General features: G+C 48.9%; 11 protein-coding genes. 4 read left to right on the forward strand and 7 right to left on the reverse strand.

The window, feature by feature from the left end:
- Window positions 1-39 precede the first annotated feature (39 nt).
- Both ACOMHB_RS20910 and ACOMHB_RS20915 read right to left on the reverse strand, forming a co-directional pair.
- Complete coding sequence (locus ACOMHB_RS20910; protein WP_448218063.1) at window positions 40-1,533, reverse strand: RING finger protein; 1,494 nt, start codon at window positions 1,531-1,533, stop codon at window positions 40-42.
- 423 nt (window positions 1,534-1,956) lie between these two features.
- On the reverse strand, window positions 1,957-2,943 hold the full coding sequence (locus ACOMHB_RS20915) for a transposase (protein ID WP_448218064.1): 987 nt from the start codon (window positions 2,941-2,943) through the stop codon (window positions 1,957-1,959).
- A 476-nt stretch (window positions 2,944-3,419) separates the two neighbouring features.
- On the opposite strand from ACOMHB_RS20915, the gene pstS reads away from it, so the two are divergent.
- From pstS to pstB, 4 genes are all read left to right on the forward strand, one after another.
- The gene (gene pstS / locus ACOMHB_RS20920; protein WP_422135046.1) at window positions 3,420-4,469 is read left to right on the forward strand and encodes a phosphate ABC transporter substrate-binding protein PstS; all 1,050 of its coding nucleotides are present in this window, start codon (window positions 3,420-3,422) and stop codon (window positions 4,467-4,469) included.
- An 81-nt stretch (window positions 4,470-4,550) separates the two neighbouring features.
- A complete protein-coding gene (gene pstC, locus ACOMHB_RS20925) occupies window positions 4,551-5,477 on the forward strand; it encodes a phosphate ABC transporter permease subunit PstC (protein WP_422135047.1) in 927 nt (308 codons plus the stop codon).
- Window positions 5,477-6,319, forward strand: a complete 843-nt coding sequence (gene pstA, locus ACOMHB_RS20930; protein ID WP_448218065.1) for a phosphate ABC transporter permease PstA — start codon at window positions 5,477-5,479, stop codon at window positions 6,317-6,319. The genes pstC and pstA overlap by 1 nt, the downstream gene beginning before the upstream one ends.
- The gene (gene pstB, locus ACOMHB_RS20935) at window positions 6,316-7,161 is read left to right on the forward strand and encodes a phosphate ABC transporter ATP-binding protein PstB (protein WP_448218066.1); all 846 of its coding nucleotides are present in this window, start codon (window positions 6,316-6,318) and stop codon (window positions 7,159-7,161) included. Before pstA ends, pstB begins: the two co-directional genes overlap by 4 nt.
- Before the next feature lie 221 nt (window positions 7,162-7,382).
- On the opposite strand, the gene tdh is transcribed toward pstB, so the two are convergent.
- From tdh to ACOMHB_RS20960, 5 genes are all read right to left on the reverse strand, one after another.
- Complete coding sequence (tdh, locus tag ACOMHB_RS20940; RefSeq protein WP_422135049.1) at window positions 7,383-8,408, reverse strand: L-threonine 3-dehydrogenase; 1,026 nt, start codon at window positions 8,406-8,408, stop codon at window positions 7,383-7,385.
- A 34-nt stretch (window positions 8,409-8,442) separates the two neighbouring features.
- Window positions 8,443-9,642 (reverse strand): glycine C-acetyltransferase, encoded by a 1,200-nt coding sequence (locus tag ACOMHB_RS20945; RefSeq protein WP_448218067.1) that lies wholly within the window; start codon window positions 9,640-9,642, stop codon window positions 8,443-8,445.
- Window positions 9,643-9,960: 318 nt separating this feature from the next.
- Entirely contained in the window at window positions 9,961-11,580 is a 1,620-nt protein-coding gene (cysN, locus tag ACOMHB_RS20950; protein ID WP_448218068.1) for a sulfate adenylyltransferase subunit CysN, read from the reverse strand.
- Window positions 11,580-12,536: a sulfate adenylyltransferase subunit CysD gene (cysD, locus tag ACOMHB_RS20955; RefSeq protein WP_448218069.1), complete on the reverse strand. Its 957-nt coding sequence runs from the start codon at window positions 12,534-12,536 to the stop codon at window positions 11,580-11,582. Before cysD ends, cysN begins: the two co-directional genes overlap by 1 nt.
- Window positions 12,537-12,690: 154 nt before the next feature.
- Window positions 12,691-13,452, reverse strand: coding sequence for a Nif3-like dinuclear metal center hexameric protein (locus tag ACOMHB_RS20960; protein ID WP_448218070.1), 762 nt, complete (start codon window positions 13,450-13,452; stop codon window positions 12,691-12,693).
- Between the last annotated feature and the right edge of the window lie 57 nt (window positions 13,453-13,509).

Raw genomic sequence — 13,509 nt, forward strand, 5'->3', positions numbered from 1 at the left:
GTTGTTAATGGGCTTTTTATCAGCATCCTTGGCACACATTCAGGGCAAAGACATATCGATAACCTTCATGTATGACAAGGGTATTTCCCGACAATAGGGACATTCTCTCTGCTCATTTATAAGCCGCTCAGCACAAGTCTTGCAAAAACCGGCATGTCCACAACGATTTAACACTGTAATGTCTGTTAATGGGTCGGTACAAATTGGACATTTTTTAGTTCCTGCTAAAGCGCCTCCGACAGCACCCACTTCTTCCGTTGCTGATTGGTTTGCCAATTCCTGTCGTAATTGACCTATCAGTTCATTTTGTTGCCGAACGACTACTGACTGATCCTGATCCTCAGAATCCGACTCCTCAAGAGCAAACTCATTGTATGAACCTAAACTATCTGAGCCTTCACTATCTGAAAGCTCAATATAATCCATTAGAAATTTCAGACTTTCGAACGATGATGCCTCCGTTAAAGGTGTGAGGTTAATACCCATAATACTGGATATAAATTCTTGCATGCCATTCACGGTATGCATAAACGCAGGTACAGGGCATGAGCGTCCCGGGCGACAATGCCTGGCTGCATTACTGTAGATAATCGGCAGAAGCTCGTAGGGCAAGCATCTTATCAACAAGTTTTCCAGTGTCTCCCCTGACTCCAGTCCTGAATCAATGCGCTGGAAAGCCGCTGATGCCATTGCAGTTAAACCGATCAGAAGCGCTATTCCTGCGTCCAATTCGGCTGCTTTCAATTGACTTGAAAGCGACTGCGGACAATCATATGCATTGATATTTTCACAAAGCAATGCACGGTCGAATGCTTGATCGCAGCTTTCTCCGGTGTATATGTCAGCCAAGATACAAAAGTAGGTATAAAGTCGATCCCTGGAAAGAAAGTTGGGTGCAAGAAAAGCAAGAAACATCAGGACCAGACCGTTATTAACCCCAACATAATTGCACTGTTTTTCCCCCTGAACTAAATGAAAATAATTGAAATAGGGATTACTTCTGCCATTTATGTTGACAGACAAAAACAGTTGATCAAAAAGGCTTCTTGCCGTTGTATAGACCACCCCTTTCTCTAAGCGGCTTTGACTATTGAACCTGTTTATATTAATAGCGAATATACGATGTATGAGTCTCAATACTCTTTGAATGCGATTTTTTCGAAATTCAGGATTACCCGTGTTCACATAATTAAAATAAAAGTTGGTCATACGATTAAAGTCTTGCTCATCAACTTCGTAAGTTTCACAGGTTTCCAGTCGCTCATCTCCGGATAGGTCATCAGATTCTAAGTTAAGCCTGACAAAGCCAATACGAATATTTTCAAGTGGGCTTATGTCGGATTGATCTCTGCAGTTTTGTTGCTCTTTTGAAAGGGGTTTCCAGTTTTTCATTTGATAGTTACGAAATTTTTCAAGACGATAGGTGTCGTTTGCAAGCCCCTGCTGATAAAAAAACAAAAACATTGAAAACAAAAGTGTCTTTAAGACACATGTTATAGCCATACTTTCACCTGTATTCGTTAAAAAAGCCACATTGCTATCAGTGAGCCTTATGTGAGCTTCCTTAGCACATATATTTATAGGCTATGAAGACCCATAGAAAAAGCAGGTCTGGATGTTGCCATTGAGGCCAGCCACTTGTTGTCCGGTCTCAGTTCTATCCCGATAAAAAAATAAAAAAATAAGACACCCATAAAAAAATAAGACACCCATAAAAATAAAAACAAGACCTTCAAAAAAAAAATAAGACACCCATAAAAATAAAAACAAGACCTTCAAAAACTGTATTCCCAAAAAGGATCAGAAAATCTATCTTCAAGTAGCGTATCATTGAGCCACACATCGCCATCCAACGAACAGAGGCTGTTCAAGCCATAATTCAGACAATGCAAATTCATTCCGACATAAGTCGAAGAGATAAAGAGAGGGTCTTTGACGTCTTAACTGACTTCTACGCTAACCTGTCAGGTACAAACGACTGCAGGCGTTTAAACCTCGAAGCCACTTCTGTCCGGCTTCAAGTGCATAAGCCTTCATCGCCTTCAGACGGCCAACTGCCCGATAAAAACGATTATTCCATTGCATGGTTTTCAGCCACTCATCCGGATCAATGTCCAACCTTTGAAGAATCGGAGGGGTGCACGACGGGATGGAACCTTTCTTATCTGTTCTGACAATGCGACCGCTCCAGTCAACCAGTTCCAGATAGTCGTGAAGAAGGTAGGGAAGGGCAACGTCCGTTTCCTGTCCCTGCAAACAGAAAGGTTTCAGGGTCAGCGGCTGTTTTTTAGTCTCAGAATGTGTAACCTGCTCCACCCGTTCCTGAATCGACGTGTAGTTCGACTCTTCCGGTGTTTCTGCCTTTCCAGCCCGAATCGGATTCAAGTCAACGTAGGTCATGCAGGTCAGTAACGCTGCTTCGTCCAGCAATGCCTGGCTTTTAAAGCGTCCTTCCCAGAAGCGTCCTTTACACTCGTCTTCTTTGTTGGCCTCACGAGCAAGATGTTCATTCAGGCAGCGCATAAACCAGCTGATATCCGCTAAACGACGCCGGTATTCCTCAGCATATTCATCAATACGGGCCAATTCAGCGCTGCCCAATTTTTTGTCAGCGGCCAGATGCCTTTGCACCAGAAGTGGACCTCTGAACAAGGTCGTCCAACGATGCAGCACTTCATTCCGTGACCAGCTCCTGGCAGATGACTGATTGATATGCAAAACCACATGATAATGATTCGACATGACAGCGTAAGCGCAAACTTCGATAGCAAAGACTGAAACGAGTTCCTGAAGTTTATCCACCACCCATTGGCGGCGATGCTCGTAATTCTTGCCAGTCAGGTGGTTCTCTCCACAGAGGTAAGCCTGACGAACACATCTTGCCATGCAGTGGTAATAAGGCGTTAAGCCGGGGTCAATCAGAGTATTGCGGGCCTGAGCCATGAACTCACCTGTCTGGGTAAAAAATCAGTGATGGGTGAAAAAGTAGACCAGGTGGATGGGGAAGCAAATTTATGGATGTCTTTTTTTGCTTCTTCTCCATGGGTTACTCCATGGGTGTCTTTTTTTTCCTGGCTCAAAGGGCTATGCTCGTTTTCCGCCTGACCATATCACCAAGTCCACTGGGTATGGGTAGGGCTTTTAACACCGAAACATCCAACCTTTAAGCCTGCAAGTTATGAGATACCGGAATGCCAAAAAGACAGGACAGACACCCTGGAGTCAAAAACTGTCATTTTCATAAAATCCAAACAAACCTGTAACATTACTGAAATATTCCCCCCCTATCCTTGCACCCATCAAATTTTGAGGTAACAGAAAAATATTTTGCACAACCCACTGACAGATTAAGGCACGGCAAAAGATTTTTCTTTGTAAACGCAAGTACACTCCAAGCGAGTTTCTCGGGGAGAATAGAAGTGAAGTTTCTGAAGTCTATTGTAATGTCCTCCATGTTGGCTGCAGCGTCCTTCTCTGCATCTGCCAAGACAGAAGTTATCAACGGTGCGGGAGCCAGTTTCCCACATCCGATCTATGCCAAATGGGCTGAGGAATACCAGAAAGAAACCGGTATTCGCATCAACTACCAGGCCATCGGTTCCGGCGGTGGTATCCGTCAGATCACTGCCAAGACCGTCGACTTTGGCGCCAGCGACGCACCTCTGAATGAAGAGCGACTGGATAAAGAAGAGATGATCCAGTTCCCAATGGTGATGGGTGCTATTGTTCCAGTGATCAACGTGCCTGGCATTGAGTCCGGTGCTCTGAAGCTGACCGGTGAAGTCCTGGCAGACATCTACCTGGGTAAAATCAAGAAGTGGAATGACGAGCGCATCACTGCTCTGAACCCGGATCTTGAGATTCCTGCCCAGGCTATCTATGTCGTCCATCGTTCCGATGGTTCCGGTACCACCTACAACTTCACCGATTACCTGAGCCAGATCAGCTCGGAGTGGAGTGAGAATATCGGCAGAAACACCGACATCACCTGGCCAAAAGCAGCTACCACTATCGGTGGTAACGGTAACGCTGGTGTCGCCAACTTCGTGGGCCGTACCCGTGGTGCTATCGGTTATGTAGAATATGCCTTTGCAAAACAAAACGATCTGACCTACACCCAGCTGGCCAGTGCTGATGGCAAGTTCCTGAAGCCAAGCATGGAAACCTTCCAGGCTGCCGCTGCCAATGCCGACTGGGAGAATGCTCCGGGCTTCGAATTGCTGCTGAACAACCAGCCTGGTGCTGACTCCTGGCCTATGACAGCAGCGACCTTCATCCTGATGCATAAAGATCAGGCTGACGCCGAGAAAGCTGAGCAAATCATCGACTTCTTCGAGTGGAGCTACGAGAAAGGCGGCGAACTTGCAGAAGGTCTGGACTACATCCCAATGCCGGAAAGCGTAGTTAACATGGTAGAGAATGTCTGGAAAGAAGACTTGACCAGCAACGGACAAACCATTATCAAGTAACCGGTTATTCTAGCCTTTCTTAAACAGGAAACGAACGACAGCTGATCAGCATAGCGCTGGTCAGCTGTCTTGTTGTAGCTTATGCTTTTAACTGCGATGCCCAGCGCTATAAAGGGTGACTCAATCTTCTACAGACTGAGCTTCACCAGCGCCATTCTGATTTTTCTGGTGTTGATCGGGATTATCCTTTCCCTGATTGACGGCGGTTGGCTGGCTCTCTCCGAGTTTGGCCCCGGCTTTGTATTTCGTAATGTCTGGGACCCGGTAAACAGTGAGTTTGGTGCCGCTTCTGCTATTTACGGCACCCTGGTTTCTTCGCTTATCGCCATTATTATTGCCATTCCTGTCGGTCTGGGCACGGCGATCTTCCTGGCCGAGCTGGCCCCCGACTGGATCAGTCGCCCCGTGAGCATGGCCATTGAGCTGCTGGCCGCTGTACCCAGTATTATTTACGGTATGTGGGGTCTTTTTGTCTTCGCACCCTGGTTCTCAGAAGGCTTCCAATTCTGGGCACTGGAAAACCTGGTTGGCCTGCCTCTGATTGGCCACTGGTTTGACGGTCCCCCCATCGGTATAGGTCTGCTAACGGCGGGCATCATTCTGTCGTTCATGATTTTGCCCATTATTACGGCTTTAACTCGTGACGCCCTGAAAACCATTCCCAATGTGGTCAGAGAAGCAGCATACGGTGTTGGCGCTACGCCCTATGAAGTCATTACCCGAGTGCTGCTGCCAAGTATCAAGAATGCCGCAGTGGGTGCCGGAATCCTCGGCCTGGGTCGTGCCCTGGGAGAAACCATGGCAGTTGCCTTTGTAATAGGCGGCGCCAACCGTATAGAGACTTCACTGTTCATGCCTGCGAGCTCTATTTCTTCTACGATTGCGCAGCAGTTCAACGAAGCGACTAATGAGATGCACATCTCGGCTCTGATCAGTCTGGGCCTGGTACTGTTTGTACTGACCTTTATTGTGATGGGTACTGCCCGTCTGCTGTTGAGGAAGCGATAATGCCAGTCAGGAAACTCAAGAACTACGCTTTCATCGGCTTCTGTACCTTCTGTGCACTGTTTGGCCTGGTGGTTCTGGCCAGCGTACTGTACAGCCTGGTCGGAAAAGGTATTTCCGGCATGGGTCTGCATGTCTTCACCGAACTCACTCCCGGACCCGGTAGCCACGGTGGCCTGAAAAACGCCATTGTTGGCAGTTTGATTCTGACCGCTCTTGGTATTCTGATCGCCGCACCTCTGGGTGTATTGGCTGGTACCTGGCTGTCTGAATCCGACAAGAGTTCAAAAATTGCTGAAGCACTGCGCTTTCTCAACGGTATGTTGATGAGCGCACCTTCTATTCTGGTCGGCCTGTTTGTCTACAAGGTTGTGGTGGTCACCACCGGCTCCTTTTCTGGTTGGGCAGGTGCCATTGCACTGGCTATTCTGGCACTGCCCATTATCGTCAGCACCACAGAAGAAATGCTGCGTCTGGTTCCCACCACCTTGAAAGAAGCAGGTAGCGGACTGGGCGCTCCGCGCTGGCGAGTCATTACCCAGCTGTGCTATCGGGCAGCCGGCCCCGGTATTATTACCGGTATTCTGTTGTCTGTAGCGCGGATTACCGGTGAAACAGCCCCCCTGTTGTTTACCGCCCTCAACAGTAACTTCATGAGCACCGATCTGGACAAGCCTATGGCTAACCTGCCGGTGACCATTTATCAGTATGCCATGAGCCCTTTTGAATCCTGGAATCAACTGGCCTGGGCCGGCGCACTGCTGATAACCGTATTTATTCTGATTATCAATATTCTGTCCACTGCTTTACCGCGTTGGATCAAAGCTCGAAAGGCAGCCAAATGAACATGAACATTGCTACTGCTCCTGCGGCTACAGAAAGCCTGAGTCAAATCAAGACAGAATCCGGTCTGGCCGATGATATTCTGCAACCCAGAATGGAAGTAAAAGACCTCAGTTTCTTTTACAGCAAAGGTTCTGAACCAGCCCTGAAGAACATCAACATGCCGATTTACAACAACAAGGTAACGGCTCTGATTGGTCCTTCCGGCTGTGGTAAATCCACCCTGCTGCGCACCATGAATCGCATCTTCGACCTGTATGGCAGTCAGTCGGCTGAAGGTGAGATTCTGCTGGATAACGAAAATATCCTGCAACGTGGTGTGGATCTGAATGAATTGCGCTCCAAAGTCGGTATGGTTTTCCAGAAGCCTACGCCTTTCCCTATGTCCATTTACGACAACATCACCTTCGGTCTGAAGATGAAAGGTGGACTGAGCAAGCCGGAAATGGCTATTCGTGCCAGAAAGGCCCTGAAGCGAGCCCATCTGTGGAAAGAAGTGAAGGACAAGCTGAATGCCGATGCCAGCAGCCTGTCCGGTGGTCAGCAGCAGCGTCTGTGCATCGCCCGCACCATTGCCCTGGAGCCGGAAGTCATCCTGATGGACGAACCCACGTCGGCTCTCGATCCACTGGCCACCAGCGCCATTGAAGAACTGATTACTGAACTGCGTCAGAAGTACACCATTGTGATCGTGACTCACAACATGCAACAGGCCATGCGTATCTCTGATTACACCGGCTTTATGTATCTGGGTGAGCTGGTTGAGTTTGATAAAACCGGCAAGATCTTCAACAAAGCTGAAAATCAGAAGACCCGTGACTATATCGCGGGTGACTTTGGTTAAGCATTAACTTCTGATCGTGGAGCCTTTCGGCTCCACATTTTCTTTTACAGAACTCTCAGCTTCAGTGAAAGAAACTCTTTCATGGAAAACCATAATCCACAGGTTCCCACGCTGATGCATGAGAACCAGAGCTTTTATGAAGAGCTTTTAAGACACCCACCGAAGAATGGGAACCAGATTTAAGCCCTATTATCGCTTGGACAGGTCGATGTTAGAGATGGTCAACTCCAATCAAGAATCACTTTGCCAGACTGGCCGGACCCCATGATTTCAAAACCTTTCTGGAAATCATCCACCGGCATCCGATGAGTAATCACCGGGGAAATATCCAGACCGGACTGGAGCATACTGGTCATTTTATACCAGGTTTCGTACATCTCACGGCCATAAATACCCTTGATGACCAGACCCTTGAAGATCACCTGATTCCAATCAATAGTGGTATCGCTGGAAGGAATACCCAGCAGGGATACCTTGCCACCGTAGTTCATGTTTTCCAGCATCTGTTGGAAAGCACGACCGTTACCAGACATCTCCAGACCTACGTCAAAGCCTTCTACCATCCCCAGTTTTGCCATGACCTCTTGCAGATCTTCAGTGGCAACGTTAACAGCACAGGTAGCTCCCATTTTACGGGCCAGATCCAGACGGTATTCGTTGACGTCAGTAATGACAACATTACGAGCACCGACATGCCTGCAGATTGCAACCGCCATAATGCCGATAGGACCGGCACCGGTGATCAATACATCTTCACCCACCAGATCAAACGACAGAGCAGTGTGTACAGCATTGCCAAAGGGATCGAAGATGGAGGCCAGATCATCACTGATGTCATCGGGAATCGGGAAAGCATTGGTCGCTGGTATACAGAGGTACTCTGCGAAAGCTCCTTCCCGATTGACACCCACACCAACCGTGAAATTACAAAGGTGGCGACGGCCGGCACGGCAGTTACGGCAGTGGCCACAGGTAATATGACCTTCACCGGACACACGCTGACCTATTTCAAAGCCGCGCACGCCTTCGCCCATTTCCACAATATCACCAATAAACTCGTGTCCTACATGCATTCCAACAGGAATGGTTTTTTGTGACCACTCATCCCAGTTATAGATGTGCATGTCGGTTCCACAGATCGCTGTTTTGCGAATCTTGATCAGAACATCGTTGTAGCCAGGTTCCGGCCTGGGCTTGTCGGCCAGCCAGATGCCTTTTTCCGCTTTCAGTTTTGCCAGGGTTTTCATGTCAGCTTCCTATTCACTCAGCTCCGCAGGTCCTTCAGGAGATAACGCCCAGCTCACGGCCCACTTTAGCAAAGGCTGCAATAACTTTATCCATATGTTCCTGGTTATGAGCAGCTGACATCTGGGTACGAATTCGGGCTGCGCCCCTTGGAACAACAGGGAAAGAGAATCCTACTACATAGATTCCCTCGTTCAGCATTCGTTCCGCAAACTCGGCCGCCAAAGAAGCATCGCCGAGCATGACGGGAATGATCGCATGGCCATTACCCGCCAGGGTAAAGCCCAGCTTTTCCATCTCGGTGCGAAAGTAATTCGAGTTGTGGCGCAGCTTCTCACGCAGCTCACCGCCCGATTCCAGCATATCCAGCACCTTGATAGAAGCGCTGGCAATGGTTGGACTCAGGGTGTTGGAGAACAGGTAAGGACGGGAGCGGTTGCGCAGCCAGTCGATGACTTCCGGGCTGCGGGCAGAGGTATAACCACCGGAAGCACCACCCAAAGCTTTGCCAAGAGTACCGGTAATAATGTCAACACGATCCATTACACCGCAGTGTTCGTGGGTACCACGGCCATTCTCACCGACAAAACCTGCGGCATGACAGTCATCTACCATGACCATGGCATCGTACTTGTCCGCCAGATCGCAGACACCTTTGAGGTTGGCAATCACGCCATCCATGGAGAATACACCGTCCGTTGCGATCAGCTTGTAACGGGCGCCTGCTTCTGCAGCTTCTTTCAGTTTGGCTTCCAGATCTGCCATGTCGTTGTTGGCATAGCGGAAGCGCTTCGCCTTGCACAAACGTATACCATCAATGATGCTGGCATGATTCAGAGAGTCACTGATGATAGCGTCTTCAGGGCCCAACAGGGTTTCAAACAAGCCGGCATTAGCGTCAAAACAGGAGGAATACAGGATAGTGTCATTCATGCTCAGGAACTCGGAAATACGCTTTTCCAGCTCTTTGTGAACATCCTGGGTTCCACAGATAAAACGTACGGAAGCCATACCGTAGCCATATTTATCCAGCGCCTGCCTGCCTGCGTCTATCAGCTCAGGGGAATTGGCCAACCCGAGATAATTGTTAGCACAAAAATTAATCACTTCTTCGCCAGTATCAACAGTAATATCAGCCTGCTGCTGCGAGGTAATCACTCGCTCGCTTTTGTACAAACCTTCTTTTTTAAGGTCTTCCAGCTGCTCACGCAGTCCAGCATAAAAGTTGGCTTTCATTTCGGCTCCAGAAAACTAAGAATATGAGGGGCTGGCCGGAACAGGCAGTTGCTGCTCTCTTCACAGTCAGACTCTGAGGGAAGCAGTCCCGATTCAACCTCCAAACATATCTCAGGCTGAATAAGGTGCCAATTCCCCATTGTAGAAGAGTTGCAATATTGAATCAGGGTGTCGAGACTCTGTACCAGCATTTGTACGTATTTCAGCTCTCAACCTTACTTGGCGTGCCTACAGAAAGAATGATAAATGATCAGACAGTGTCCCGGAGGGAAGGAAAAAGGGCTATCGCAACCGGACAACTGCGATAGCCCGTCTCAGCTACAAAGACAGAGAATTGACGAGAGCCGACAGACTGTCTGACTCATTAATGCTGTGTAAAACTTCAACCTGCAGGTCTTTCAGTTCAGTCCTGGCCACCAGAACAACCAGTCCCGCCTGAAGCAGGGCTTCTGTTTTCTGAACCCAGTGTTGGTCCTGATGATCAACGACGACCGGTAAAAGCCCACCATCAAACAAATGACGCTCTACTTTCTGCAGATAACCTTCAGAGCCATCAACCATAACCAGAGCGGCGCCCTGACCCAGTCGATTCGCCCTGTCGCTGGCCAGAACCGTCTCTGCGGTAGCACCCTCGTTTGCAGCAGATTCAACCATGCCTGCGGCAATGGTCGCATTGCTCAAGCGATCAATAACAATAAAAGCACCGGTTTGACGGTTATCCTCATAACGATCAAAAACAACAGGTTGTGTCAGCACCAGCTGGCAGGAGCCTATCTCATTCAGAGCCAGTTGATCGGCCTCCTGTTGTTCCAGGGTATTGATATCCACCCTGTGATTAATGGCTGTGAAACTTCCCGCTACTTTGGTGGTGGCAAATTTGATCAGGTACTGGCGCCCAGGCTTCATGACCTGCTCTGCCATCCAGACAACACTGGCATTCAGGTGCGAAGAGACCGAAATATCATCCCGGGCATGCACCAGCATATCACCGCGACTGATATCGATCTCGTCTTCCAGCGTCAGAGTTACAGCCTGACCCGCAAAACCTTTTTCCAGATCGCCGTCGTAGGTCACCACTCGCGCCACAGAACTTTCCAGTCCGGAGGGTAATACCTTTACTCTGTCGCCGGGCTTAACCACACCGGAAGCGATAGTGCCTGCATACCCCCGAAAATCGAGGTCGGGTCGGCTCACATATTGAACCGGAAGACGGAAGTCATCAAGGTTACGGTCATTAGCCACCTCAACACTTTCCATTACTTCCATCAGAGTCTGCCCGGTATACCAGTCAGCCTTGTCACTGCGATGAACAACGTTGTCTCCGTCCAGAGCCGATACAGGAACAAAACGAACGTCCCCCAGGTTCAGTGATTCCGAGAAGTCCAGGTACTGATTACGAATTTCCTCAAAACGTGCCTGACTGAAACCCACCAGATCCATCTTGTTGATCGCTACTACCAGGTGTTTGATACCCAGCAGGCTGGCAATGTAGGTATGACGACGAGTTTGTGTCAGCACCCCCTGGCGGGCATCTACCAGAATAATGGCCAGATCACAGGTGGAAGCTCCGGTGGCCATATTTCGGGTGTATTGTTCGTGACCCGGAGTATCAGCAATGATGTACTTCCGGTTTTCTGTAGAGAAGTAGCGATAGGCCACATCAATAGTAATGCCCTGCTCCCGCTCAGCCTGCAAACCGTCCACCAGCAAAGCCAGATCAACTTTTTCGCCCTGGGTTCCTACACGTTTGCTGTCGTTCTCAACAGAGGCCAGCTGATCTTCGTAGATCATGCTGGTGTCATGTAAAAGCCGACCAATCAGGGTGCTTTTACCGTCGTCGACACTGCCACAGGTCAGGAAACGCAGAATCTCTTTCTGCTCGTGCCTGCGGAGATATTCCTGAATATCCGAAGCAATCAGATCAGACTGATGAGACATTAGAAATACCCCTCTTGTTTTTTCTTCTCCATTGATCCGGCACTGTCGTGATCAATGACCCGCCCCTGACGTTCAGAGGTTTTGGTGAGCAGCATTTCCTGAATAACATCAGGCAGAGTGTCAGCTTCTGACTCAACGGCTCCCGTCAATGGGTAGCAGCCCAGAGTTCGGAAGCGCACTTTCCGCATCACTGGTTTCTCGCCTGGTTCCAGAGGCATACGTTCATCGTCAACCATAATCAGGTTGCCATCACGTTCTACCACCGGGCGTTCTTTAGAAAGATAGAGAGGAACAATAGGAATATTTTCGCGATAGATATACTGCCAGATATCCAGCTCAGTCCAGTTGGACAGAGGGAAGACCCGAATGCTTTCGCCTTTTTCTACCTCACTGTTGTAGATATTCCAGAGTTCCGGCCGCTGGTTCTTGGGATCCCAGCGGTGGTGCCTGTCACGGAAAGAGTAAACCCGCTCTTTCGCCCGTGACTTTTCTTCATCACGACGAGCGCCACCGAATGCAGCATCAAAACCGTGTTTGTCCAGAGCCTGTTTCAAGGCCTGGGTTTTCATGATATCAGTATGTTTCGCGCTGCCGTGGGAAAAAGGGCCAACGCCCTGCTCTACGCCGTCCTGATTGATATGCACAATCAACTCAAGACCCAGGTCATCGACCAACTGGTCACGGAACTGAATCATTTCCTTGAATTTCCATGTGGTGTCCACATGCATGAGCGGAAAAGGCGGTTTACCCGGATAAAAGGCTTTCATGGCAAGATGCAGCATTACCGCTGAATCTTTGCCAATGGAATAGAGCATAACCGGGTTATCAAACTCGGCAGCAACTTCCCTGATAATCTGGATGCTTTCTGCTTCGAGCTGCTTCAAATGGTTGAGGCGCTCTCCAGAAAGCTCGATAGCACGTTCTTTAGTGCTCTCCTGAGTGGCTATGTCAGACATGAATGCTAAACCCGAAGCTGGCTAAGAGTTGTTCTTAGTTCGAATACTAGCAGCATCAATGGAATATAAAACAAAAAAATTATACCAATAATTCATAACATTATATTAACCCTGAAACGCCATAAACTATCGGTCTGCCTGTTTGATCAAAAGCTCAGACAGGAGAGTCAATATCGACAAAGGTATGTTCAACACCTTGCTGTTCTTCCAGCCATTCACCTAAAGCCCTGACACCGTAGCGCTCAGTAGCGTGGTGTCCGGCGCTGATGTAGTGAATGCCATTTTCGCGAGCAAAGTGGACTGTGGACTCGGAGATTTCACCACTCACAAAAGCATCTACCTTCAGATCCAGGGCCAGATCAATCATGCGCTGGGCCGCACCAGTACACCAGGCCAGAGTTTTAATCTCATGGTCACCGCCCACAATCAGCAGGGGTTTACGACCCAGTTTTTCTTCAATCTGCTTGCCCAGAACTTCCAGAGAAACAGGTGTCTCAGGCCTTCCCCAACTGCCTACCGAGCGAGCTTTTCCCGGCTCCATGCCACCTTCTGTCTTCCAGCCGAGGAGTCTGGCTAGCTGAGCATTGTTACCCAGCTCCTGATGCCCATCCAGCGGCAGGTGATAGCCGATCAAACTGATGTTGTGCTTGAGAAGTGTTTCAATCCGGCGCTTCTTCATGCCGACAATAGCAGAATCTTCACCCTTCCAGAAGTAGCCGTGGTGAACCAGAATAGCGTCGGCTCTGAGCTCAACGGCCTTATCAATCAGGGCCTGACAAGCCGTCACACCGGTCACAAGACGTTTAATCTGTTCACTTCCTTCGACCTGAAGACCATTAGGGCAGTAATCTTTGAACAGCCCCGGTTGCAGTTCATCTTCGAGAATCTTCACCAGCTGCTTCAGCGTGATGCTCATTTTTCACTCCACTGTTTATTTTATTGGGTCCGGGAAGCTGTCACGTCATGATCATGA

The sequence above is a fragment of the Endozoicomonas sp. 2B-B genome, assembly GCF_053470045.1.

What these genes read in the sequence shown, in the direction of transcription:
- pstB (WP_448218066.1), top strand. Translation starts at nt 6,316, where the DNA reads ATGAACATGAACATTGCTACTGCTCCTGCGGCTACAGAAAGCCTGAGT.
- tdh (WP_422135049.1), bottom strand. Translation starts at nt 8,408, where the DNA reads ATGAAAACCCTGGCAAAACTGAAAGCGGAAAAAGGCATCTGGCTGGCC.
- ACOMHB_RS20945 (WP_448218067.1), bottom strand. Translation starts at nt 9,642, where the DNA reads ATGAAAGCCAACTTTTATGCTGGACTGCGTGAGCAGCTGGAAGACCTT.
- cysN (WP_448218068.1), bottom strand. Translation starts at nt 11,580, where the DNA reads ATGTCTCATCAGTCTGATCTGATTGCTTCGGATATTCAGGAATATCTC.
- pstC (WP_422135047.1), top strand. Translation starts at nt 4,551, where the DNA reads ATGCTTTTAACTGCGATGCCCAGCGCTATAAAGGGTGACTCAATCTTC.
- pstA (WP_448218065.1), top strand. Translation starts at nt 5,477, where the DNA reads ATGCCAGTCAGGAAACTCAAGAACTACGCTTTCATCGGCTTCTGTACC.
- cysD (WP_448218069.1), bottom strand. Translation starts at nt 12,536, where the DNA reads ATGTCTGACATAGCCACTCAGGAGAGCACTAAAGAACGTGCTATCGAG.
- ACOMHB_RS20960 (WP_448218070.1), bottom strand. Translation starts at nt 13,452, where the DNA reads ATGAGCATCACGCTGAAGCAGCTGGTGAAGATTCTCGAAGATGAACTG.
- ACOMHB_RS20915 (WP_448218064.1), bottom strand. Translation starts at nt 2,943, where the DNA reads ATGGCTCAGGCCCGCAATACTCTGATTGACCCCGGCTTAACGCCTTAT.